Source organism: Pseudomonas sp. 1L-B-1-E-C1 (assembly GCF_057291835.1).
In genome coordinates, this window is the sequence record NZ_JBXAWN010000007.1 from 216073 (window position 1) to 241002 (window position 24930).

The 24930-nt window shown below is 61.2% G+C and carries 18 protein-coding genes and 1 pseudogene; 7 read left to right on the top strand and 12 right to left on the bottom strand.

Features of this window, described 5'->3' with window-relative positions; genetic code table 11:
- Positions 1 to 42 precede the first annotated feature (42 nt).
- The 3 genes from AC0Z4S_RS14340 to arcD (AC0Z4S_RS14350) all read right to left on the bottom strand — a co-directional run bounded on the left by AC0Z4S_RS14340 (position 43) and on the right by arcD (AC0Z4S_RS14350) (position 3841).
- On the bottom strand, positions 43 to 1053 hold the full coding sequence (locus tag AC0Z4S_RS14340; protein ID WP_041479782.1) for an ornithine carbamoyltransferase: 1011 nt from the start codon (positions 1051 to 1053) through the stop codon (positions 43 to 45).
- A gap of 69 nt (positions 1054 to 1122) precedes the next feature.
- A complete protein-coding gene (arcA, locus tag AC0Z4S_RS14345) occupies positions 1123 to 2379 on the bottom strand; it encodes an arginine deiminase (RefSeq protein ID WP_064364996.1) in 1257 nt (418 codons plus the stop codon).
- A gap of 34 nt (positions 2380 to 2413) precedes the next feature.
- Entirely contained in the window at positions 2414 to 3841 is a 1428-nt protein-coding gene (arcD, locus tag AC0Z4S_RS14350; protein ID WP_042607274.1) for an arginine-ornithine antiporter, read from the bottom strand.
- A 437-nt stretch (positions 3842 to 4278) separates the two neighbouring features.
- Between arcD (AC0Z4S_RS14350) and arcD (AC0Z4S_RS14355) the strand changes: the two genes are divergently transcribed.
- Positions 4279 to 5706 carry an arginine-ornithine antiporter gene (gene arcD / locus AC0Z4S_RS14355; protein ID WP_253504741.1) on the top strand — a complete coding sequence of 476 codons (1428 nt, stop codon included), beginning with the start codon at positions 4279 to 4281 and terminating at the stop codon, positions 5704 to 5706.
- A 196-nt stretch (positions 5707 to 5902) separates the two neighbouring features.
- Here arcD (AC0Z4S_RS14355) and AC0Z4S_RS14360 read toward each other — a convergent pair whose 3' ends face one another.
- The 9 genes and pseudogenes from AC0Z4S_RS14360 to gap form a co-directional block, all read right to left on the bottom strand.
- A complete protein-coding gene (locus AC0Z4S_RS14360; protein WP_485623486.1) occupies positions 5903 to 7252 on the bottom strand; it encodes a CoA transferase in 1350 nt (449 codons plus the stop codon).
- A 190-nt stretch (positions 7253 to 7442) separates the two neighbouring features.
- Positions 7443 to 8198 carry a methyl-accepting chemotaxis protein gene (locus AC0Z4S_RS14365; RefSeq protein WP_376779074.1) on the bottom strand — a complete coding sequence of 252 codons (756 nt, stop codon included), beginning with the start codon at positions 8196 to 8198 and terminating at the stop codon, positions 7443 to 7445.
- A gap of 102 nt (positions 8199 to 8300) precedes the next feature.
- A pseudogene (locus AC0Z4S_RS14370) lies at positions 8301 to 9644 on the bottom strand (methyl-accepting chemotaxis protein); the annotation flags it as partial.
- Positions 9645 to 9749: 105 nt separating this feature from the next.
- Entirely contained in the window at positions 9750 to 10160 is a 411-nt protein-coding gene (locus tag AC0Z4S_RS14375; RefSeq protein ID WP_485623487.1) for a YbaN family protein, read from the bottom strand.
- A gap of 153 nt (positions 10161 to 10313) precedes the next feature.
- Entirely contained in the window at positions 10314 to 10910 is a 597-nt protein-coding gene (locus AC0Z4S_RS14380; protein WP_485623488.1) for a biliverdin-producing heme oxygenase, read from the bottom strand.
- A 109-nt stretch (positions 10911 to 11019) separates the two neighbouring features.
- On the bottom strand, positions 11020 to 13605 hold the full coding sequence (locus AC0Z4S_RS14385; protein ID WP_485623489.1) for a TonB-dependent receptor: 2586 nt from the start codon (positions 13603 to 13605) through the stop codon (positions 11020 to 11022).
- 122 nt (positions 13606 to 13727) lie between these two features.
- A complete protein-coding gene (locus AC0Z4S_RS14390) occupies positions 13728 to 14693 on the bottom strand; it encodes a FecR family protein (protein ID WP_485623490.1) in 966 nt (321 codons plus the stop codon).
- A 123-nt stretch (positions 14694 to 14816) separates the two neighbouring features.
- Positions 14817 to 15335 carry an RNA polymerase sigma factor gene (locus tag AC0Z4S_RS14395; RefSeq protein ID WP_485623491.1) on the bottom strand — a complete coding sequence of 173 codons (519 nt, stop codon included), beginning with the start codon at positions 15333 to 15335 and terminating at the stop codon, positions 14817 to 14819.
- Between the two features lie 224 nt (positions 15336 to 15559).
- On the bottom strand, positions 15560 to 16561 hold the full coding sequence (gene gap / locus AC0Z4S_RS14400) for a type I glyceraldehyde-3-phosphate dehydrogenase (protein ID WP_485623492.1): 1002 nt from the start codon (positions 16559 to 16561) through the stop codon (positions 15560 to 15562).
- Positions 16562 to 16781: 220 nt separating this feature from the next.
- On the opposite strand from gap, the gene edd reads away from it, so the two are divergent.
- The 6 genes from edd (at position 16782) to AC0Z4S_RS14430 (ending at position 24812) form a co-directional block, all read left to right on the top strand.
- Positions 16782 to 18608: a phosphogluconate dehydratase gene (gene edd, locus AC0Z4S_RS14405; protein WP_016773527.1), complete on the top strand. Its 1827-nt coding sequence runs from the start codon at positions 16782 to 16784 to the stop codon at positions 18606 to 18608.
- Complete coding sequence (locus AC0Z4S_RS14410) at positions 18605 to 19564, top strand: glucokinase (RefSeq protein WP_485623493.1); 960 nt, start codon at positions 18605 to 18607, stop codon at positions 19562 to 19564. Before edd ends, AC0Z4S_RS14410 begins: the two co-directional genes overlap by 4 nt.
- A gap of 179 nt (positions 19565 to 19743) precedes the next feature.
- The gene (locus AC0Z4S_RS14415; protein ID WP_039758123.1) at positions 19744 to 20475 is read left to right on the top strand and encodes a response regulator; all 732 of its coding nucleotides are present in this window, start codon (positions 19744 to 19746) and stop codon (positions 20473 to 20475) included.
- On the top strand, positions 20465 to 21934 hold the full coding sequence (locus AC0Z4S_RS14420) for an ATP-binding protein (protein WP_039758121.1): 1470 nt from the start codon (positions 20465 to 20467) through the stop codon (positions 21932 to 21934). Before AC0Z4S_RS14415 ends, AC0Z4S_RS14420 begins: the two co-directional genes overlap by 11 nt.
- A 198-nt stretch (positions 21935 to 22132) precedes the next feature.
- Positions 22133 to 23392, top strand: a complete 1260-nt coding sequence (locus AC0Z4S_RS14425) for a D-mannose isomerase (protein ID WP_485623495.1) — start codon at positions 22133 to 22135, stop codon at positions 23390 to 23392.
- Between the two features lie 118 nt (positions 23393 to 23510).
- Complete coding sequence (locus tag AC0Z4S_RS14430) at positions 23511 to 24812, top strand: ABC transporter substrate-binding protein (protein WP_024014061.1); 1302 nt, start codon at positions 23511 to 23513, stop codon at positions 24810 to 24812.
- Positions 24813 to 24930: the final 118 nt, after the last annotated feature.

Below are 24930 nucleotides of genomic sequence, written 5' to 3' on the forward strand. Positions count from 1 at the left end.
CCACATTGGGTTTCCGGTTCCTTCAGTGGGAGCGCTGTGGCGTCAGAGATCAGCCAGGGTCGAGACCAGGATCGCCTTGATCGTGTGCATGCGGTTTTCCGCTTGCTCGAAGGCGATGCAGGCCGGCGACTCGAACACGTCGTCGGTCACTTCGATGCCGTTTTTCAGATGCGGATATTGTTCGGCGATCTGTTTGCCGACCTTGGTGTCGCTGTTGTGGAATGCCGGCAGGCAGTGCATGAACTTGGTGCGCGGGTTGCCGGTGGCTTTCATCAGCTCGGCGTTGACCTGGTACGGCAGCAACTGCTGGATGCGCTCGGCCCAGGCTTCCACCGGTTCGCCCATCGATACCCAGACATCGGTGTGGATGAAATCGACTCCTTTGACCGCTTCCTTCGGATCTTCGGTGAGGGTGATGCGTGCGCCACTTTCCTCGCCGTATTTTTTGCAGCGCGCTACCAGATCGTCCAGCGGCCACAGGGCTTTTGGCGCGCAGATGCGCACGTCCATGCCGAGTTTGGCGCCGATCAGCAACAGCGAGTTGCCCATGTTGTTGCGCGCATCGCCGAGGTAGGCGTAGCTGATTTCGTGGATCGGCTTGTCGGCGTGTTCGCGCATGGTCAGCACGTCGGCGATCATCTGGGTCGGGTGATATTCATCGGTCAGGCCGTTGAACACCGGCACCCCGGCAAACTTGGCCAGCTCTTCGACGATTTCCTGTTTGAAGCCACGGTATTCGATGGCGTCGTACATGCGCCCGAGCACGCGGGCGGTGTCCTTCATGCTTTCCTTGTGGCCGATCTGCGAGGAGTTCGGATCGATGTAGGTGACGTTGGCGCCCTGGTCATAGGCCGCCACTTCGAATGCACAACGGGTGCGGGTCGAAGTTTTCTCGAAGATCAGGGCGATGTTGTTGCCCTTCAGATGCTGTTGCTCGGTGCCGGTGTACTTGGCGCGCTTGAGGTCGCGGGACAGGTCGAGCAGGTAACGCAATTCGCGAGGGGTGTGGTGTTCCAGGCTCAGCAAATTACGGTTGTGGATATTAAAAGCCATGATGGATCTCCTTCGGTGTCGGTTATCCCCCTGGCCGCACTGGGTAAGTGCCGGCCAGGGCTCAGAGGTTTAGTAATCGATCGGGTCGCGGATGATCGGGCAGGTCATGCAGTGGCCGCCGCCACGGCCGCGACCGAGTTCGCCGGCGCTGATGGTGATGACTTCCACGCCGGCCTTGCGCAGCAGGGTGTTGGTGTAGGTGTTGCGGTCGTAGCCGATGACCACGCCGGGCTCCATCGCCACCACGTTGTTGCCGTCGTCCCATTGCTCGCGTTCGGCGGCGAAGCTGTTGCCGCCGGTTTCGACCACGCGCAGTTTCGGCAGGTTGAGCGCAGCGGCGACGGTGTCGAGGAAGCTGCCTTCTTCGCGGCGGATGTCGATGCCGCCCTGTTTGCTTTCGTCAGGGCGCAGGGTGAAGGCGACGATCTGGTTGACCACTTCCGGGAAAATCGTCACCAGGTCGCGGTCGCAGAAGCTGAACACGGTGTCCAGGTGCATCGCCGCGCGGGATTTCGGCAGGCCGGCGACGATGACTTTTTCCACCGCTTTGTTGTTGAACAGGTTCAGCGCCAGTTGGCCGATGGCCTGACGCGATGAGCGCTCGCCCATGCCGATCAGCACCACGCCGTTGCCGATCGGCATGACGTCGCCGCCCTCAAGGGTGGAGTTGCCGTGGTCCTTGTCCGGGTCGCCGTACCAGATCTCGAATTCGGCGTTGGTGAATTGCGGATGGAATTTGTAGATGGCGGTGGTCAGCAGGGTTTCCTGACGGCGCGCCGGCCAGTACATCGGGTTCAGCGTCACGCCACCGTAGATCCAGCAAGTGGTGTCGCGGGTGAACTGGGTGTTGGGCAGCGGCGGCAGGATGAAGCTGGAATGCCCAAGGAAGTCGCGGAACATCTGGATGGTCTTGCCACCGAAGCTGTCCGGCAAATCATCGGCCGAGACGCCGCCAATCAGGAATTCGGCGATGTGCCGCGGCTCGAGACTTTTCAGCCAGGATTTCACTTCACTGATCAGGCCCAGGCCTACCGAGTCGGCAGTGACCTTGCGTTCAAGAATCCAGTCCAGCGCCTCGGGGATGGCAACGATGTCGGTCAGCAGGTTGTGCATTTCCAGCACGTCGATGCCGCGCTCGCGCATCTTGGTGACGAAGTCGAAGTGGTCGCGCTTGGCCTGCGCCACCCACAGCACGTCGTCGAACAGCAGTTCATCGCAGTTGTTCGGGGTCAGCCGCTGATGGGCCAGACCTGGGGAGCAAACCATGACTTTACGCAGTTTCCCGGCTTCGGAGTGGACGCCGTACTTCACTTTTTCCGTGGTCATTTCTGTGTTCCTCCAGATGACAATCAATCAGGGGTTACAGCGTCAGGAAGCCATCGTAGAGACCGTAGGCCGCCACCACGGCGCCCACGACCACTGCAGCGAAAATCAGCTTCTCGACGTTGGTGAAAACCGGTTGTCTGAGTTCCAGCTTGGCCTTGGCGAACAGGATTGCGCCGGGCGCATAAAGCAGGGCCGACAGCAGCAGGTACTTGACCCCGCCGGCGTACAACAACCACACCGCATAGATCAGGGCGATACCGCCGATGATCAGATCCTTGCGCCGCTCGGCGGCAAAGCCTTCGTAGCTCTCGCCGCGCACCGCCAGCAGCAGGGCATAGGCCGCCGACCACAGGTACGGCACCAGAATCATCGAGGTGGCGAGGTAGATCAGCGACAGGTAAGTGCTGGCCGAGAACAGGGTGATGATGAGGAAAATCTGCACCATCGCATTGGTCAGCCACAGGGCATTGACCGGCACGTGGTTGGCGTTTTCCTTGCGCAGGAACTCCGGCATGGTGTGGTCTTTGGCGGCGGCGAACATGATCTCCGCACACAGCAGCACCCACGACAGCAGCGCCCCCAGCAGCGAAATGATCAGGCCGACGCTGATCAGTACCGCGCCCCAGTGGCCCACGACGTGTTCAAGCACGGCGGCCATCGACGGGTTCTGCAGTTTCGCCAGTTCCGGCTGAGTCATGATGCCCAGCGACAGCACGTTCACCAGCACCAGAAACAGCAGCACGGTGATGAAGCCGATCACGGTCGCCTTACCCACATCCGAGCGTTTCTCGGCGCGGGCGGAGAAGATGCTCGCGCCTTCGATGCCGATGAATACCCAGACAGTCACCAGCATCATGTTGCGCACCTGGTTCATCACGCTGCCCAGGTCGGGGTTTTTCACGCCCCAGATGTCGGCGGTGAAGATGTCCAGTTTGAACGCGAAGATGGCGATCAACACGAACAGCAGCAGCGGCACGACCTTGGCGACCGTGGTCACGAGGTTGATGAACGCCGCTTCCTTGATCCCGCGCAGCACCAGAAAATGCACGCCCCACAGCAGCAAGGACGCGCCGATCACCGCTGCCGGGGTATTGCCCTCGCCGAAGATCGGAAAGAAGTAGCCAAGGGTGCTGAACAGCAGAACGAAGTAGCCGACGTTGCCCAGCCAGGCGCTGATCCAGTAACCCCAGGCAGATGAGAAACCCATGTAGTCGCCGAATCCTGCCTTGGCGTAGGCGTAGACCCCACCGTCCAGGTCAGGCTTGCGATTGGCGAGAGTCTGAAAGACGAAAGCGAGGGTGAGCATGCCGACGGCGGTGATGGCCCAGCCGATCAGCACGGCACCGACGTCGGCGCTGGCGGCCATGTTTTGTGGCAAGGAAAATATCCCGCCACCGATCATTGAGCCGACTACCAGTGCAACCAGTGCACCGAGTCTTAGTTTTCCGGGCGCTTCAGACATTTGCATGACTCCATTGCAGGAAAGGAGAGCTCACAGCCTAGTACCGTTGTCTGTTCGAATAGCTGACTTGGATCAGTGCATGGTCACATTCCATTGTTAATGAATGACTTATCCACCCGTTGCGGGCATAACGCTGTGCTCTGAAAGGCCCGATACAGAGCCGTTTCGCTAATGCAATTGGGAATAGCTATTAATGCTTTCGAACTATGACGCTAGTTGCTTTTGCGGGTTTGGCAAATGTCCGTCATCTGTTTTCAGTACAGAATCGAATTATCAGGATCAGCGCACAAAACTGACTTAACGTGCTACGCGTTATCGTCATCCGCTATATAAAAGTGTGCTCGGTCACGCATTACCTGATAAACGTCATCTACTCTTAGCTTTTTAGTCAGCTGTTGTTACAAATAAACAACAGCGGCTTTTCCAAGGAGATCTGCATGTCGCAACCGACGCAAAAGCTGCGCCTTGGCGCGTTGATCGCGCTGGTGGTGGGCTCGATGATCGGCGGGGGGATTTTCTCGTTGCCGCAGAACATGGCGGCGCGCGCCGATGCCGGGGCAATCCTGATCGGCTGGGGCATCACTGCGATCGGCATGCTGACGCTGGCGTTCGTCTTTCAGACCCTGGCCAATCGCAAACCGGAACTGGACTCTGGCGTCTACGCCTACGCCAAGGCCGGGTTCGGCGATTACATGGGCTTTTCGTCGGCCTGGGGTTACTGGATCAGCGCGTGGCTGGGCAACGTCGGTTATTTCGTCTTGCTGTTCAGCACCCTCGGCTATTTCTTTCCGGTGTTCGGCCAGGGCAACACGCCGATCGCCATCGGCTGCGCCTCGGTGCTGTTGTGGGCGGTGCATTTCCTGGTGATGCGCGGAATCAAGGAGGCGGCGCTGATCAACCAGTTGACCACCGTAGCCAAGGTCGTGCCGCTGATCATGTTCATCGTCATCGCTGCGGTGGCGTTCAAGGCTGACATCTTCACCCGCGACATCTGGGGACGCAGTAACCCGAACTTCGGCGGGGTGATGGATCAGGTACGCAACATGATGCTGGTCACCGTGTTCGTCTTCATCGGCATCGAAGGCGCCAGCGTCTATTCGGCCCGCGCGGAGAAACGCAGCGACGTCGGCCGCGCCACGGTAATCGGCTTTCTCGGCGTGCTGGCGCTGCTGGTGCTGGTCAACGTGCTGTCGCTGGGGATCATGAGCCAGCCGGAGCTGGCCAATCTGCAGAACCCTTCACTGGCAGCGGTGCTCGAGCACATCGTCGGGCCGTGGGGCGCGTTGCTGATCAGCGTCGGGCTGGCGATTTCCCTGTTGGGCGCATTGCTGTCGTGGGCTCTGCTGTGCGCGGAAATTCTCTTCGCCACGGCCAAGGACAAGACCATGCCGGCGTTCCTGAAGAAGGAAAACAACAATCACGTGCCGGTCAACGCGCTGTGGCTGACCAATGCGATGATCCAGATTTTCCTGCTGATCACGCTGTTCTCGGCGGGGACTTACACCAGTCTGATTTACCTGGCCTCGTCGATGATTCTGGTGCCGTACCTGTGGTCGGCGGCCTACGCGGTGCTGCTCAGCGGGCGCGGCGAAACCTACGAACATGCCTCGGCCGAACGCACCAAGGATCTGCTGATTGGCGGCATCGCACTGGTTTACGCGGTGTGGCTGTTGTATGCCGGTGGGGTGAAGTATTTGCTGCTGTCGGCGCTGCTGTACGCGCCGGGGGTGATTCTGTTTGCCAAGGCCAAGCATGAACAGGGCCAGCCGGTCTTTACCACGGTGGAGAAGGGGATTTTTGCTTGTGTGGTGATTGGTGCGGGGATGGCGGCGTATGGGTTGTATAGCGGGGTGCTGGCGTTGTGATCTGAAAAGCAGCCCCTCACCCCAGCCCTCTCCCGGAGGTAGAGGGGGCCGACCGGGGGATATTGGCGAATTACGCCGACGTGAAAGACCTTTACCGAATCCATAATCGACTGGTTTTTTCAGGTCGACGTATAGCGCAAGACACCTCGGTAGGCCCCCTCTCCCTCCGGGAGAGGGCTGGGGTGAGGGGCTTCTTCTAGAGCCACTGCGCAGGATGTGAGCCCAACTCCATCGCCGGCCAATCCCACCGCATCGCCGTCCCGCTGATCTGCACCGGTACGCGCAACCTCCGCGCCGGACCCCACGCTGTGTGCTCAAGCGCCGAATCCTGATCCAGCGCATCTTCGGCCCGCAGCAGGTCATGCGTCCCCGGCCCATGCTCGATCAACAGCTTCGCCGTGCGCGCCAAGGACAACCGCGCCGAACCCCCGCGACCGTTGGCCATGCGTTCAGTCAGCAGCCTGATCGCACTTGCCGCCATCAGATACCCGGTCGCATGATCCAGCGCCTGCACCGGCAGCGGCGTCGGTTTGTCGCTGTGCTTCCAGCGCTGTCCGGCTTCGGCAATGCCGCTGCTCATCTGCACCAGGCTGTCGAAACCCCGGCGATTCTGCCAAGGGCCGCTCCAGCCGTAGGCGTTGAGGCAGACATCGATCAGCCCCGGTGCCAGTTGTCGACGGCGCTCAACACCAAAGCCGAGGTGTTCCAGAGCGTCGGCGCGGTAGCCGTGCAGCAGAATGTCGGCGTCTCTCAGTAAAGCTTCGAACACCGCGCGATCCGCCGGAGTCTGCAGGTCCAGCCGCGCGCAATGTTTGCCGACGGTCATTTCCGGAACCACGCCGGGTTCGTTCCAGCTCGGCGGATCGATGCGCAGCACAGTGGCGCCCAGCCCTGCGAGAAAACGGCTGGCGGTGGGGCCGGCGAGCACGCGGGTCAGGTCGAGCACCTTGATCCCGGCCAGAGGTCGTGCGATCGAACCTTGCCACTCGGCGCGGTGTTCGTCTGTCTGCTCAATGAAATGCACCAGCGGCTCGGCATTCACCGCCAGCCCTTGCGGGTGCTGCTGCCACTGCGCCCAAGTGCGCATCTGGGCGGCGCAACCCTTGGCGTCGACCACCGCTTGTTCCAGATCCGTACTTGCCCATTGCGCGACTTTCGCCGCCATCGCTACACGACCGACACAGGCGCCAAGCACGCGTTCAGCGGCGGCGCGGTGATGCGGGGCGTTGGTGTGCAGGCGGATCCAGCCGTCCCGGGTCGCATAATCGCCGGCGACTGGATCCCACAGCGGCGGCACTTGCCAGCCGATCGGGCGCAGCGAGGTGGAGAACCAGAACGAGGCCAGACGTCGATCGACTGCAACCGCAGGCAAGTGGCCGGTTTGCTGGTGGAGCAGTTCGCTGATCGCTTGCCCGGCAGCGGCAATGCTGGCGCAGGCCAGTTCGGTGACCGCGAACGCCGAGGGCAGCGCGCCGTCACCGTTGAAGGGGATTGGCCTGCGCGGCAGGTCGAGTGCGGTTTGGATGGACGTGAGCAGATCAGTCATCGAAGGCCCTCCGAAGCGAGAGGGGGATGATAGTGCAAAACATAACCGGGCTAGATAAACCCCCTGGGTGAACACCATCCCTGTGGGAGCGAGCTCGCTCGCGAAGAGGCCAGCACATTCAACACCATCACTGACTAGGCGACCGCTTTCGCGAGCAAGCTCGCTCCCACATTGTTTCGAGGCGTGGCCGTTACACGCGGAACTGATCCATCAATTTCATCTGCTGGCTCGCCAGGCTGTTGAGCTGGCTGCTGATCGCCGCTGATTCCGTGGCCTGTTCGGTCAGGGTTTCGGTGACGGTGCGAATCGCCGAGACGTTGCGGTTGACCTCTTCGGCCACGGCGCTCTGCTCTTCGGCGGCACTGGCGATCTGCAGGTTCATGTCGCTGATCACCGTCACCGCGTCGCTGATCTTGCCCAGCGCATCGACCGCCTGACGAATCTGCCCGGCGTTGTTGTGCGCCTGGGTCTGGCTGGAATGCATGGTGGCGACCACGCCGCGGGTGCCGGTCTGGATGCGCTCGATGACCACGCGGATTTCCTCCACCGAATCCTGCGTGCGTTTGGCCAGGTTGCGCACCTCGTCAGCGACCACGGCAAAACCGCGACCGCTTTCGCCGGCGCGGGCGGCTTCGATAGCAGCGTTGAGGGCCAGCAGGTTGGTCTGTTCGGCGATGCTGCGGATCACTTCCAGCACCGAACCGATCTGCTCGCTGTTGACCGCCAGCGCTTCGACCTCGGTCACCGCTTTGCTGACTTCATCGGCCAGTTGATTGATGTCGCGGGTGCTGCGCTCGATGATCGCCATGCCGTCCTTCGCCGACTGATCGGCACCCTTGGCCGCATTGGCGGCGTTCGAGGCACTGTTGGCGACATCGTGGGCGGTGGCGCTCATTTCGTTGGACGCGGTGGCGACCTGATCGATTTCGCGGAACTGCACCTGCATGCCTTCGCTGGTCTGCCGGGCGATTTCCGAAGACTGATCAGCCGTGCCACGGGCTTCGGTGATGCTCTGTTTGATTTGCGCGATGGTCGGCTGCAGCTTGTCGAGGAAGCGGTTGAACCAGTTCACCAGTTCGCCCAGTTCATCTTTTTTGCTGTAGTTCAGACGCTGGGTCAGATCGCCTTCGCCGCTGGCGATGTTCTTCAGCATGTCGGCGACGCTGTTGATCGGACGGGTGACGCCGGAGGCGGTGAGCCAGGTGAGCAGCAGGCCGATCAGACCGGCCACCACGGCGACCAGCAGAGCAGTGATCACGCCGGTTTCCTGCGCATCATCCAGCACCGCTTGCAGCTTCACCGAGTCAGCCAGCAGCACTTGTTTGGGCAGGTCGATGACCACGCCCCACGCCCGCGAATTGCCGATCGGATCAACCGGGTAAACCGCGCGAATCAAATCGCCCTGTTCGAGGATTTTCGCCGTGCCGCTGCCGACCAATTGCAATACGTCCTTGCCGTCCGCGCCGAGGGTGTCACTGATCTTTTTGCCGACCCGCGTCGCGTCAGCACTGTCGGCCGCGAGCACGCCGCTGCCGGAGACGATCAACATGTGGCCGGCGTTGTTGAACAGGCTGCGCTGCGAGTCGACGGCGGCGGCTTGCAGCGCGTCGAGGGCGATGTCGACACCGACCACGCCGATCGCTTTGCCGTCGACCATCACTGGCACGGAAATGGTCGTCATGAGCATTTCCTTGCCACCAACCGTGTCGGCATACGGATCGAGCAGGCAGGTGCGCTTGTTGTCGCGAGGGCAGGTGTACCAGCTGTTGTACGGCGTGCCGCTGACGCTGAGGGTGGTCTTGGTCAGGTCATCTTCGACCATGATCGTATTCAGCGCGGCGCCGGCGGCACGGCTCCAGTACGAGGCGAAGCGCCCGGCTTCGTTGGATTGCCGCGCGGCATCGTTGGCGAATTCGCTGTCCTTGCCGTCGAGGCCGTTGGGTTCGAACGCCAGCCAGATGCCCAGGACTTTATCGTTGCGCTCGAACGCGGTTTTCAGGCTCTGATTCAACTCTTCACGAACAGCGCCGGCTTCGAGCGAACGCTTGGCCGCCATCGTCCGCAGATCCTTGATCTGGTCGGCGAGGGCGGTGACCACCAGCAGGCTTTCGCCAAAGGTTTTCTGCACCCGCACTGCTTGCTCGGCAGCCTTGGCCTGCAACAGGTTCTGCACGCTGGCGGTGAGCAACTGGTTGCTGGATTGACTGACCAGTTCGTCGTTCTGGTTGGTCTGGTAGATGTTCATGCTGACAATCAGCGCCACCACTCCGAGCAGGCACAGGCCGGAGAGCAGGACGATTTTCAGGCGAATGGACAGAGCGTCGAACATGGGGCGATCTCGCGAATGGAATAGACAGGTGGCCTGGGCCGCAGCCCGGTTTGCCAAATCCATTCAGCGCCATTCAATGCTCATCGGCGCCGAGCGAGACGGCATGAGGCGCTCGCCGACAGACGGTCGCCGCTAAACGTTTGCGCAGGGGAAAGTGCTGAAAAGTCTTTAATTACAGGAATGTTTCGCTGCAGCGACGGGGGATTCCGGACGCGACCAGATCCACAGATTGCCCAGGCCCATCCCGGCGATCGCCAGATAGATCGGCCAACCGTGATCGAGCAGCACCAGCATCAATGTCGCGCACAGCAGCATGCTCACGGTGGCACTGAGCTTGGCCTTGCGCGCGATGATCTTGCCGTTGCGCCAGTTACTCAGGATCGGCCCGAACAGACGATGGTTTTCCAGCCAGGCGCTCAGGCGCGGCGAACTGCGGGTCGCGGCCCACGCGGCAAGGAGGATGAACTCGGTGGTCGGCAGGCCGGGCACGACGATGGCGATCAGGCCAATGCCGAGGCTGACATAGGCCAGCAGAGCGAACAGCAGACGGGCGAGTTTTGATGGGGCGGGTGCGGGCATGGGCTCAGCGGTGGCTTCCGAAGCGGAACGGAGATCTTACAGACTTACGCAGCCCCCTGTAGGAGCTGCCGAAGGCTGCGATCTTTTGATCTTTAAAGCAACATCAAAAGATCGCAGCCTTCGGCAGCTCCTACACAGGGATATTCGTGGCGCTCAGGCAGGTTCGGCTTCTGTCGCATAAGCCTGTTCCAGCAGCACGGTGAAGCGGTTGAACGCGTCCAGCGCGCCTTGCTCCACTTCGGCCTCTTCCTCTGCCGTGAATTGCAACGCATCGAGGGTGCGCACAAAGCTTTTCCAGCCCTCGGCGCGGCCACCTTGCGGTTCAGCCAAATGCCGGGCGCCGAAGGTTTCGCTCAAATCGAGCGCCACGGCGCGCTTGATCAGGAACGCCGCGCCGAGCTTGGAGCCCTCCGACACGAAGATCCAGCCCAGCGCCCGCGCCTTGCTCGGGTTTTTCAGCGCGCCAGCCACTGGGGCCGGGACGTCGGTATCGAGGTCGGCGAGGTCAGCCTTGGCCGCTTCGGCGCGGCAGCGGGCCGGCAGGTCAGGGACGATCGCGGTCAGTTCAGCGTCGTTGTACAGCTCGACCAGTTCCGCCTGGAACAGGTATTGCGCGACGACGAAACGGGCGAAGCTGGCGCGACTTTCGAACGGCGCGTGGGCTTTGACCAGCGCATCGAGTTTGCTGTGCGGCTCATGGGTGATCTGGTTCAGGCGTTGCGAACGCAGGGCTTTTTCCGAGGCAGTCATGGGGGTGTCCTTGATGAATGAGGCGCTTGATAACAAGACGTACGGGCGGGCGCCGGACAGTAAAAAAACCCACTGCGCGGCGATAACACGCGCAGTGAGGCCGGGCGGGTCAGATGTCCCAGATCAGGTTGATCGCGAAGTTGCGTCCCGGTTGGGTCAGACGATCGAGATTGGCCGGTTGCGTCACCGAGGCTTCGCCGACGCTGTCGTAACCGCGCACGTCGTCCCACAGCCAGTATTTCTTGTCGGTGAGGTTGTAGAGGCCGCCGCTGACGGTGACGTCGTCGGTGACTTTGTAATAGCCGGCCAGATCGAGAATGCCGAAGCCCGGGGTCTTGAACTGACTGCTGACGCCGTCCGGCGATTTGAAGTTGCTGTCGTCGACACGGTCCTTCTTCTTCACCACGGTCCAGCTCAGCAAACCGCCGTAGGTGTGCTGGTCGTAACCGAGGCCGAACACCCCGGTGAGCGGGTTGACGCTGTTGATCGGCTCGCCGTTGTCGTTGTTGCGCCCGTAGGCGTAGGCGATCGAGCCTTGGGTGTACAGGCCTTGCGGCGCGCCGAAAGCATCCAGATTCAAGCGACCTTTGACTTCCGCGCCCTTGATGGTAGCGCGCTTGATGTTGTTGCTCTGGAAGGTCAACTGATCGTCGCCCGGCTTGACTGCGTCTTCGTTGATGAAGTCGCGGTACTTGTTATAGAACACCGCGACGTCGAACGAACCCTGCTCGAAATTGCCGCGCAGGCCGGTTTCGAAGCCTTTGCTTTTTTCCGGCTCAAGGTCGGAATTGGGCGCCACGGTGTAGCCGCTGGTGTTGTTCTCGAAACGCCCGTACAGGGCTTTCGCCGTCGGCGTGCGGAAGCCTTCGGCGTACTGGCCGTACCAGGTGTAGTGTTCCGTCAGCGCATAGGTCAGGCCGAATTTCGGCGAGACTTTGTGCCAGGTCTTGTTTTTGTCGCTGACCGTGCCCTGGCCGTCGGCGTTCACGGTGTTGAGGAACTCCTCAGTGATGTGCGGCTTGAGCTGGGTGTAGTCGTAGCGCAGACCCGGCAGGAAGGTCCAGTCGTTCCAACTGATCTGATCCTGGGCAAACAGGCTGTAGGTGTTGATGGTCGGATCGGGGAAATCACTGGCCTTGGCCAGCACGTCCGCCGCACTGGTCGCGCCGATCGCCGTGCAGCCGCGACCGACTGCCAGGCATGTGCCGTCGCCGCTGCGTGAACCGGTGACTTTCTGCTGCTTGATCGTGGTGCCGTAAGTCAGCAGGTGATCGGTGTCACCGATGGCGAAGGCCTTGTCCAGTTGCGCGTCGAACACCCACTGTTTTTCCTGGTAGATCGTGTCGCGGGTACGCAGCACCCTGCGGGTCATCGGGAAGTAATACTCTTCGGTGCTCTGGTCGGTCTTGGCAGTCTGATGGTTGAGACTCCACTTGACGTTATCGACCAGCAGGCTGTCGAGGGCGAACGAATGTTCGATGCCGAAACGCTCGCGGGTGATGGTGTCGTTGCCGGTGCGCCACTGGTACATGCCGCCAGGCAGTACGCTGTCAGGGATGGTCGGGGCGCCGTTGAAGTACGGGCCGCCGTAGGCACTTTTCTGATCGGTGTCGCGGTCGTCCTTGTACTTTTCGTAGGTCAGGCCCAGGCGCGAATCGTCGTTGTAGTTCCAGCCGAGCTTGGCCAGCACGTTGGTCGCACGGACGTCTTCGGGGTTGGCCGCGGTGCGCGCAAGGCCAGTGCCGTTGTGGCTGCCGAAGGATTCGCTTTCGTGACCGTCGCGCTGACTGTAATGCAGCAGACCGTCGAACTCACCGCTGCGCCCGGCGACGGTGGCAGATTTCAGCCAGCTGTCGTCGGCGGAGCTGTAACCGCTTTTCAACCGCGCGCCGACGTCCTTGCCCGGTTTGATGATGTCGTCGGCGTCCAGCGTGTAGTAACTGACCGCGCCGCCGATGGCGTTGCTGCCGTACAGCACTGAGGCCGGGCCACGGAGGATTTCCACTCGCTTGACGATTTCCGGGTCGACGTAGTTGCGCTGGCTCTTGGCGTACGGGCCGTTGAAGAAACCGTTGGGGATCTCCACGCCGTCGACTTGAGTCAGGATGCGGTCGCCGTCGATGCCGCGAATGTTGTAGCCGCTGATGCCGCCGCGCTGACCGGCACCGCCGACTGAAACGCCCGGCTCGTAGCGCACCAGATCCTTGATGGTGTTGACGTTGTTGCGGTCGAGTTCATCGCGATCATGCACGCTGACTGTCGAAGGCACGCTGTTGACCGACTGTTCCTGACGCGTCGCGCTGATCGTCACTTGATCGAGATTCAGCGTGCCGCTGCCGCTGCGTTTTTCCAGTACGACGTTGTCGTTGCTCAGCTTGCGAAAGCTCAGGTTGGTCCCCACCAAAAGGCGCTCGAGGGCTTTCTCCGGCGGCAGCGAACCGCGCACGCCCGGCGACGAGACGTTCTGACCCAGCTCTGCCGGCAAGCCGACCTGCCAACCGGTCACGGCGGTAAAGGCATTCAGCGCTGAGACCAGCGGTTGCTGGCCGATGGCGAACGGGTAATCGCCCATGTTGCGCGCCGGTTGCTCGGTGGCTGCGAGCAGCGGCGCGGTGCCGGCCATGAGGATGGCCGCGGTCAGCAGGGACAGTACGCGGGAGGGGGAAGCAGTCTGGCGGGTAAGGCGTGAGGACATCGATAGCGCTCCGTGTCGCACGAATCTTTATAGGTGCTGATCGGCATGGTTAGATGCGAATCAATTGCATTGGCTATAACGAGACGTACTGCCGTTGGCTATCGAGTAAAAATAATTCTCATTTAGTTCAAGATAACCAGCGCGGGGAATTCCTGCAGGCGTGCCGAGGTGATGTGGGCGAGGGAGCGCACCACGTCGAGCGGCTGGTCGAGACGGTAATTGCCGGTGACGGCGACGTCGGCCAGTTGTTCGTTGTTGTTGATGATCCAGCCCGGGTAGTAGCGGCGCAGCTCGGCCAGCACCTGATTGAGCGGACAGTTCTCGAACACCAGACGGCCTTCAATCCACGCCAGATCCGCATTGGCGTCGAGCTTGGCCGGACGATCAAATCCGTTGGGACCGATCCGAATGCTTTCCCCGGCACGCAAGCGCACGCGGGCATCGTTGTGGGTGGCGCGCAGATCGACATCGCCACGCTGCACATTCACCTGCGCGACCCCGTCGAGGTAGCGCACGGCGAATGCGGTGTCGTGCACACTGGCCGTTACCGGCCCCGCATCGATCTCCAGCGGCTGATTGCGCCCGCTGGCGATCTCGAAAAACGCCTCGCCCTGAAACAGCCGGGCCACGCGTTGTTGATCATTGATGGTGCTGGAGAATGCTGAATTGGTGTTGAGCAGCACCTTCGAGCCGTCTTCCAGTTGCAGGCGCTGCCGCTCGCCGACCACGGTCAGGTGATCGGCCTGCAGGCGCATCGGCAGGTTGCTGAAGCTGAACAGACCGAGGATCAACACCGCAGCGCTGGCCAGCGGTTTCCAGTGCGGACGCAAGCGTTTGAGGAAAGTGATCTTTGCCGGTTTTGCTGCCAGGGCTTCGGCGCACAGCGCGACTTGCGGGCCGTCCCAGATCGCCTGGGCCTTGGCGAACGCCTCGGCATTCAACGGATCCGCCGCCAGCCAGGCATGAAATTGCCGGGTCTGTTCCTCGTCCGGGCTGCCGAGCACGATGAGCCAGTCCAGCGCCTGGTCCATTGCAGCTGCAGCGTCCCGCGCCGAATCGGGCGAAGGCGGGCGGTGGGTGTGCGTCACGGTGGTTCCTCGGCAGTGTCTGTGCACGGCTGTTTTTTATTGCAGCGTAAAAGTCGGGCAAGGGTAGCAAAGCATGGTGATCAGTGCAGTCGATCCTGCCACTTACAGAAAAGCCCTACAGCTTCAGTCGCCATTCAAGCGTTCGGCGACGCCGATGCAAATCGTCATGATCAGTTTCAGTTCCTTCTGCACGGTGCTCAGCGACACGTGCAGTTCATCAGCGATTTCCTGATAGCTGTGCCCGTGCAAACGGCTGAGGATGAAGATCTGCTGCTGACGCGGGCTGAGTTGGCTGAGGCTCACGTTCAAACGCTCCAGCAGTTGTTCGGCATGGGCGGCGTCTTCGGCGCTGCTGGCGGGTGCAGCGATGCTCTGCACCACGTCCTGAGGCACGTCATCGACCATGGTTCGCGCATGGATCTTGCGCGCACGCAAATGATCCAGCGCCAGATTGCGCGCGGTCTGGAAGACAAAGGGTTCAAGGTGATCGATGGCCCGCTCGCTCAACGCCCGGGTCACGCGCAGGTAAGTCTCCTGCAACAGGTCTTCAGCGGTGCTGTGATTGTTGACCATCCGTTCCAGCGTGCGCAGCAGGGAAGTGCGCTGGGCGAGGAAGACGTGGTTGAAGCGCGATTGACTCACGGGAGGACCTGATCCATTTCGAGCGAATGATAATGCTTATCATCCAGCTGAATGGTCAAGCGTTGATTTGTCAGAGATCGGTAAAGCTCAGGGTAAAATTGGCCCCCCTGTAGGAGCCGCCGAAGGCTGCGATCTTTTGATCTTGTTTTTAAAAAGTCAAAATCAAAAGATCGCAGCCTTCGGCAGCTCCTACAGGGATGTGCGTCAAATCAAGGAACGCCCGTTTATTCGGCGTTACACAACGCCAGGCAGTTATCCAGCATGCGGTTGGAGAAGCCCCATTCGTTGTCGTACCAGGCCAGCACCTTGAGCAACTTGCCGCTGACTTTGGTGTGGTTGGCGTCGAAGATCGACGACAGCGGGTTGTGGTTGAAGTCGCTGGAAACCAGCGGCAAGGTGTTGTAACCGAGAATCTTCGAATGCTGGCTGGCCGCTTTCAGCAGGGCGTTGACCTCGTCGGCGCTGGCTTCTTTTTTCAATTGCACGGTGAGGTCGACCAGCGACACGTTGATCACCGGCACACGCACGGCCATGCCGGTCAGTTTGCCGGCCAGTTCCGGCAGCACCAGGCCCACCGCTTCGGCAGCGCCGGTCTTGCTCGGGATCATGTTCTGCGTGGCCGAACGGGCGCGGTACGGGTCGCTGTGATAGACGTCGGTGAGGTTCTGGTCGTTGGTGTAGGCGTGAATGGTGGTCATCAAGCCGCTTTCGATACCCAGCTCACGATGCAGCACTTGCGCCACTGGCGCGAGGCAGTTGGTGGTGCACGAAGCGTTGGAAATGATCTGGTGCGACTGACGCAGAATGTCGTGGTTGACGCCGTAAACGACGGTGGCGTCGGCGCCTTTGGCCGGCGCTGAGATGATTACCTTGCGGGCGCCAGCGGTAATATGCGCGGCGGCTTTGGCACGGTCGGTAAACAGACCGGTGCATTCGAAGACCACGTCGATTTTTTCTGCGGCCCACGGCAGGTCGGCCGGGTTGCGAATGGCGCTGACTGCGATGCGATCGCCATTGACCGTCAGGCTTTCGTTATCGTGCGCCACTTCGGCGTCGAACGTGCCGTGGACGGTGTCGTATTTGAGCAGATGGGCATTGATCGAACTGTCACCCAGATCGTTGATCGCGACGATCTGCAGGTCTTGACGATAGCCTTGGGTATACAGTGCGCGCAGGACATTACGGCCGATGCGGCCAAAACCATTGATTGCGATTCGAAGAGTCATGGAACAGCGCCGCCGTCGTTTTGTTGTTGGAATTACAAGATTATTCGCATAAAAATAGAAAACAAGCCTTTTTAGTGGCAATATTTTGTTTTATCTACAACGAGTGACCTGAATCAACTGGTCCGAATGGTCAAAAAAACCGTCTGTCATTCCAACAACAACGGCGTTTGACCAGCATAGACAATCAGGTCGCCACATCCGTTAGCCTGGAGTTCTACACATGCATCCCCGCGTTCTTGAGGTCACCGAACGGCTTATCGCCCGCAGCCGCGCCACGCGTCAGGCTTACCTTGCATTGATTCGCGGCGCCGCCACCGACGGCCCGATGCGCGGCAAGCTGCAATGCGCCAACTTCGCCCATGGCGTGGCCGGTTGCGGCACCGAAGACAAGCACAGCCTGCGGATGATGAACTCGGCGAACATCGCCATTGTTTCTTCGTATAACGACATGCTCTCGGCGCATCAGCCGTACGAAGTCTTTCCACAACAAATCAAGAACGCACTGCGCGAAATCGGCTCGGTCGGCCAGTTCGCCGGCGGCACCCCGGCCATGTGCGATGGCGTGACCCAGGGCGAGCCGGGCATGGAACTGAGCCTGCCGAGCCGCGAAGTGATCGCCATGTCGACTGCCGTGGCGCTGTCGCACAACATGTTCGACGGCGCGCTGATGCTCGGCATCTGCGACAAGATCGTTCCGGGCCTGATGATGGGCTCGCTGCGCTTCGGTCATTTGCCGACCATTTTCGTACCGGGCGGGCCGATGGTGTCGGGGATTTCCAACAAGGAAAAAGCCGACGTCCGCCAGAAGTACGCCGAAGGCAAGGCGACCCGCGAAGAGCTGCTGGAATCGGAGATGAAGTCCTACCACAGCCCGGGCACCTGCACGTTCTACGGCACCGCCAACACCAATCAGTTGCTGATGGAAGTCATGGGCCTGCACTTGCCGGGCGCGTCCTTCGTCAACCCGAACACACCGCTGCGCGACGCGCTGACCCGCGAAGCCGCGCATCAGGTGACGCGCCTGACCAAGCAGAACGGCAACTTCATGCCGATCGGCGAAATCGTCGACGAGAAGGCGCTGGTCAACTCCATCGTTGCCCTGCACGCCACCGGCGGCTCGACCAACCACACCCTGCACATGCCGGCCATTGCCATGGCGGCGGGCATTCAACTGACCTGGCAAGACATGGCCGACCTCTCCGAAGTCGTGCCGACCCTGAGTCACGTTTATCCGAACGGCAAGGCCGACATCAACCACTTCCAGGCCGCCGGCGGCATGTCGTTCCTGATCCGCGAACTGCTCGGTGCCGGACTGCTGCACGAAGACGTCAACACCGTGCTCGGTCATGGTCTGAGCCAGTACACCAAGGAGCCGTTCCTCGATAACGGCGAACTGGTCTGGCGCGAAGGCCCGACCGACAGCCTCGACGAAAACATCCTGCGTCCGGTGTCCCGTGCGTTCTCGCAAGAGGGTGGCTTGCGGGTAATGGAAGGCAACCTCGGTCGCGGCGTGATGAAGGTGTCTGCCGTTGCGCTGGAAAACCAGATCGTCGAAGCACCGGCGATGGTGTTCCAGGATCAGCAGGATCTGGCCGATGCGTTCAAGGCTGGTCTGCTGGAGAAGGATTTCGTCGCCGTGATGCGCTTCCAGGGCCCGCGTTCCAACGGCATGCCGGAGCTGCACAAGATGACGCCGTTCCTCGGCGTGCTGCAGGACCGCGGCTTCAAAGTGGCGCTGGTGACCGATGGGCGCATGTCCGGCGCGTCGGGGAAAATCCCGGCGGCGATTCACGTCAGCCCCGAAGCTTATGTCGGTGGTGCTTTGGCGCGCGTGCAAGAGGGCGATATCATCCGCGTCGATGGCGTCAAAGGCACCTTGGAACTGAAGGTCGACGCCGCCGAATTTGCAGCGCGCGAACCTGCCAAGGGCCTGTTGGGCAACAACATTGGCAGCGGCCGCGAGCTGTTTGGCTTCATGCGCATGGCCTTCAGCTCGGCGGAGCAGGGCGCCAGCGCCTTCACTTCTGCCCTGGAGACGCTTAATTGAAACTGGCTTTGGTCGGTGACATCGGAGGCACCAACGCACGTTTCGCGTTGTGGCAAAACCAGCAACTGCAATCGGTTCAGGTGCTGGCCACGGCCGACTTCGCCACGCCGGAAGAGGCGATCGGCCTGTACCTGAGCGGTCTTGGCCTGGCGCCGGGTTCGATCGGATCGGTGTGCCTGTCGGTGGCAGGCCCGGTCAGCGGCGATGAATTCAAGTTCACCAACAATCACTGGCGCCTCAGTCGCAGCGCGTTCTGCAAGACCTTGCAGGTCGAACAATTGTTGCTGACCAACGACTTCTCGGCGATGGCGCTGGGCATGACCCGCTTGCAGCCTGGCGAATTCCGCGTGGTCTGCGAAGGCACGCCGGAGCCATTGCGCCCGGCGGTGGTGATTGGCCCGGGCACTGGCCTGGGAGTCGGCACCTTGCTCGATCTGGGCGAAGGTCGCTTTGCCGCGCTGCCGGGCGAGGGCGGCCACGTCGACCTGCCGCTGAGCAGCCCGCGCGAAACACAACTGTGGCAGCACATCTACAACGAAATTGGCCATGTCAGCGCGGAAACCGCATTGAGCGGCGGCGGCCTGCCGCGGCTGTACCGGGCGATCTGCGCGGTGGACGGCCATGAGCCGACGCTCGAAACGCCCGAAGCGATCACTGCCGCCGGCCTGGCCGGTGACCCGATTGCTCTGGAAGTGCTCGAGCAGTTCTGCTGCTGGCTCGGTCGCGTCGCCGGTAACAACGTGCTCACCACCGGCGCGCGCGGCGGCGTGTTTATCGTCGGCGGGGTGATTCCACGGTTCGCCGATTTCTTCCTCGAAAGCGGCTTCGCTCGCTGCTTCGCCGACAAGGGCTGCATGAGCGAGTATTTCCAAGGCATCCCGGTGTGGCTGGTGACGGCGCCGTATTCCGGCCTGGTCGGCGCCGGCGTCGCGCTGGATCAAGCAACTCGACCCTGAAATGCAATCGCCCATGTGGGAGCGAGCCTGCTCGCGAAAGCGGTGTATCAGTCAGCAAATGCGTTGAAGGTAAACCCGATTCGCGAGCAGGCTCGCCCCCACAGTGGTTTTGTGATGTTTGTAAGATCAGCGCTTAAGGCATAATCCGCCCCAACTCCAACAACAAGGATGCCTTCGAAGTGAGCTCAGTCAACAAGTCGATATTGTTGGTCGATGACGACCAGGAAATACGCGAGTTGCTGGAAACCTACCTGACCCGCGCCGGGTTTCAGGTGCGGGCCACCGCCGATGGTGCCGGTTTTCGGCAGGCGCTCAACGAAGCGCCGAGCGATCTGGTGATCCTCGATGTCATGCTGCCCGACGAAGATGGTTTCAGCCTGTGCCGTTGGGTGCGCCAGCATCCGCGTCAGGCGCAGGTGCCGATCATCATGCTGACCGCCAGTTCCGACGAAGCCGACCGCGTGATCGGTCTGGAGCTCGGCGCCGACGACTACCTCGGCAAACCGTTCAGCCCGCGCGAACTGCAAGCGCGAATCAAGGCCCTGCTGCGCCGCGCGCAATTCGCCCACGAACGCAGCGGCAGTGAAGTGCTGGCCTTTGACGACTGGCGCCTGGACACGGTCAGTCATCGGCTGTTCCACACCGACGGCGAGGAAGTGATTCTTTCCGGCGCCGATTTTGCTCTGCTGAAACTGTTCCTCGACCACCCGCAGCAAATCCTCGACCGCGACACCATCGGCAACGCCACCCGTGGCCGCGATCTGATGCCGCTCGATCGCATCGTCGACATGGCCGTCAGCCGTTTGCGTCAACGCCTGCGCGACACCGAAAAACCGCCACGGCTGATCCGCACCGTGCGTGGCAGCGGTTATCAGTTGGCAGCCAATGTGGTTGCCGGCAATGCTCACTGAGGCGCTGCGCAAGTTCGCCAGCCGCGTGCCGGTGCCGCGCTCATTGCTCGGACGGATGTTGCTGCTGACCCTGCTGGCGGTGCTGTTCGCACAGACGCTGTCGAGCGTGATCTGGGTTTCGCAACTGCGCGCCACTCAACTCGAAGGTCTGGTCACCAGCGCCCGCAGTCTGGCGCATTCGATGACCGCCAGCGTCAGCTATTTCCGTTCCTTGCCCGTCGCCTATCGACCGCTGGTGCTCGATCAATTGCGCAGCATGGGCGGCACCCGATTTGTCGTGACCCTCAACGACAAACCGCTGGGCATGGACGTGCTGCCGGTAACGCCGCGCAAGGCCGCAGTGATGCAGGCGGTGGACGAAGTGCTGCGCCAGTCTCTGGGCCATGACACGGATATTTCGGTGACCTTCGTCAGCCCCGAAGACCTGCGCATTTTCAACGCCGGGCTGAAACTCGATGAATTGCCGCGCTCCTGGGCGCATTACGCATTGACCCTGGAACCGGTGAATCCGCCGGTGCTGGTCACACAAATTCAGATGGCCCCGGGCGAGTGGCTATACATCGCCTCGTTGCTGCCCGAGCCCTACACCAGTCTTGAAGAGCAAGGCCTGCCGGCGCAGCAGGTGTGGTTTATCGTCCTCACCAGCGGTTTTCTGTTGTTGTTCATCGGCCTGCTGGTGCACTGGCAGAGCCGGCCGCTCAAGCGTCTGGCGCGGGCGGCGCGGGATCTGTCGCTGGGCGCCGACGTCGAGCCAGTGGCGGAGGGCGGTGGCAGTGAAGTGGTCGAAGTCGGCCGCGCGTTCAATACCATGCGCGAACGCATCAGCCGTTACCTGACCGAGCGCAGTCAGTTGTTCAGCGCGATTTCCCACGACTTGCGCACGCCGATCACCCGCTTGCGCTTGCGCGTCGAACTGCTCGAAGACGAACAGCTGCAAGCCAAGTTCGGCCGCGATCTGGATGAGCTGGAGCTGCTGGTCAAAGGCGCGCTGCAATGCGTGAAAGACACCGACATCCACGAGAACATCGAGCCGGTGGATCTCAATCACGTGCTCGATTGTCTGGTCGAGCCGTACCTGGCGCCGAACGGCAATGGTCGCGTGACCCAGCATGGCCGCGCGCTGTCGGCATATCCGGGCAAACCGCTGGCGCTAAAGCGCTGCATCGGCAATCTGATCGACAACGCCTTGAAGTACGGGCAGAACGCGCATCTGCACATCGATGACGATGACAGCGCGTTTGTTTTGCACGTCGACGACGAAGGGCCGGGTGTGCCGCAGCAGCGCTTGGAGCAGGTGTTCGAACCGCACTTCCGCCTGGCGGGGCAGCAGCAGGGCTACGGACTCGGTCTGGGTATTGCGCGCAACATTGCCCATAGCCATGGCGGCGAGGTGACGTTGCAGAACCTGCGTGAAGGTGGGTTGCGGGTGACGTTGCAGTTGCCGCGTTCGGTTGATTGAAGATCAAAAGATCGCAGCCTTCGGCAGCTCCTACATTTGGAATGCGTTTCCATGTAGGAGCTGCCGAAGGCTGCGATCTTTTGACTTCGCTTTGCTAATGTCACAAGCCAGTGACAAACACCGTCCCCTTCGTTACAAGCCCGCCCCGGCCCGTTGTTTAGACTGCCCGCAGTCCTAACAACAAAAAAGGGTCACTCCATGGACACCTTTCACCCAGACTTCAGCAGTTGGCTGAACGCGCCTGCCCACCAGCAATGGCTCGCCGCCGAAGGCCTGCGTCTGCTGGATTTTGCCAAGGCCTCAAAGCTGCCAGAAGGTTTCGGCAACCTCGACGAGCGCGGCCGTCTGCCGGCGCACGCGCAAGCCGAAACCATGAACACCGCGCGCATGACCCACAGCTTCGCCATGGCCCACATTCAGGGGCTGCCGGGGTTCGCCGAGCTGATCGATCACGGTATCGCCGCTCTGCGCGGGCCGCTGCGTGATGCGCTGCACGGTGGCTGGTTTGCAGTTGCCCGGCACCGCGACGACAACACCGGCAAGAACGCCTATCTGCATGCCTTCGTCGCGCTCGCCGCCAGTTCCGCCGTGGTCGCGCAACGGCCCGGCGCCCAGGCCTTGCTCGATGACGCAATCGATATCATCGACACTTATTTCTGGAGCGAAGAAGAGGGCGCCATGCGCGAATTCTTCAATCGCGACTGGAGCGAAGAAGAAGCCTATCGCGGCGCCAACAGCAACATGCACGCGACCGAAGCATTCCTCGCGCTGGCTGATGTCACCGAAGATCCGCGCTGGCTGGTGCGCGCCCAGCGCATCGTCGAGCGGGTGATCCACGGTCACGCGGCGGCCAATGATTACATGGTCATCGAACACTTCGATCGCGACTGGCAGCCGCTACGCGACTACAACCACGACAATCCTGCTGACGGTTTCCGTCCTTACGGCACCACGCCGGGCCATGGTTTCGAATGGGCGCGCTTGCTGCTGCATCTTGAAGCCGCGCGGGTGCAGGCTGGCATGCTGACGCCGGGCTGGTTGGCGACCGATGCGCAGAAACTCTTCGAACACAATTGCCGCAACGGCTGGGATGTCGATGGTGCGCCGGGCATCGTCTACACCCTCGATTGGGATAACCAGGCCGTCGTTCGCCATCGCCTGCACTGGACGCATGCCGAAGCCAGCGCCGCCGCCAGTGCCTTGCTCAAACGTACCGGCGACGCGCAATACGAAACCTGGTACCGACTGTTCTGGGAATTCTGTGAGACGAATTTCATCGACCGCTGCAACGGCAGCTGGCACCACGAACTCAATCCGCAGAATGTGCCCAGTGCCGATATCTGGCCGGGCAAGCCCGATCTGTATCACGCCTGGCAGGCTGTGCTGATTCCGCGGTTGCCGCTGGCGCCGAGCATGGCCACGGCTTTGGCGCGGTTATCTCGGCCTGTTCCTGTGTAACCATGTCGTGACATTTACGCGTCCCTTCGTTACCTGCGAAGCGAAACGCTCTGTTTAAACTCCGTGCAGCGCAAGCACCAGACTTGCAATGCATAACAACAAGAAAGGTACATCTCGAATGAATGCGATTTCTCGCCTCGCTACTGTCATTTCTGTCGCCTCCCTGTTCCCGCTCGCAATCCTGCCGCTCAGTGTCTCCGCTGCCGACTCCAAAGGTTCGGTCGAAGTCGTGCACTGGTGGACTTCCGGTGGCGAAAAAGCCGCTGTCGATGTGCTCAAGGCCCAAGTCGAAAAAGACGGTTTCACCTGGAAGGACGGCGCTGTCGCCGGTGGTGGCGGTGCGACTGCCATGACCGTGCTGAAGAGCCGTGCCGTTGCCGGCAACCCGCCTGGCGTCGCCCAGATCAAAGGCCCGGACATCCAGGAATGGGCGTCGACCGGTCTGCTCGACACTGACGTTTTGAAAGACGTCGCCAAGTCGGAAAAGTGGGACAGTCTGCTCGACAAGAAAGTCTCCGATACCGTGAAGTACGACGGTGATTACGTGGCCGTGCCGGTGAACATTCACCGTGTGAACTGGCTGTGGATCAACCCGGAAGTCTTCAAGAAAGCCGGCATCACCAAGAATCCAACCACCCTCGAAGAGTTCTACGCGGCCGGCGACAAGCTGAAAGCCGCGGGCTTCATTCCGCTGGCCCACGGCGGTCAGCCTTGGCAGGACAGCACCGTGTTCGAAGCGGTGGTGCTCTCGGTCATGGGCGTGGATGGCTACAAGAAAGCCCTGGTCGATCTCGACAACAAGGCGCTGACCGGCCCGGAAATGGTCAAGGCGCTCACCGAACTGAAGAAAGTCGCGACCTACATGGACGCTGACGGCAAGGGTCAGGACTGGAACCTCGAAGCGGCCAAGGTCATCAACGGCAAGGCCGGCATGCAGATCATGGGTGACTGGGCCAAGTCCGAATGGACCGCCGCCAAGAAAGTCGCCGGCAAGGACTACGAGTGCGTAGCGTTCCCGGGCACCGACAAGGCGTTCACCTACAACATCGACTCGCTGGCCGTGTTCAAGCAAAAGGACGCAGGCACTGCGGCCGGTCAGCAGGACATCGCCAAAGTCGTGCTGGGTGAGAATTTCCAGAAAGTCTTCAGCATCAACAAAGGCTCGATCCCTGTTCGCAACGACATGTTGAACAACATGGACAAGCTCGGCTTCGATTCCTGCGCACAGACCGCTGCCAAGGACTTCCTCGCGGACGCCAAGTCCGGCGGCCTGCAACCAAGCATGGCGCACAACATGGCAACCACGCTGGCGGTGCAGGGCGCGTTCTTTGACGTAGTCACCAACTACATCAACGACCCGAAAGCCGACCCGGCCGATGCTGCGAAGAAACTTGGCGCGGCAGTTCAGTCGGCTAAATAACCGAAAGCAGGTTCGACCCTGTGGGAGCGAGCCTGCTCGCGAAGGCGTCGTGTCAGTTGCTACATCCGTCGACTGACACAGCGTTTTCGCGAGCAGGCTCGCTCCCACAAGGGAAGAT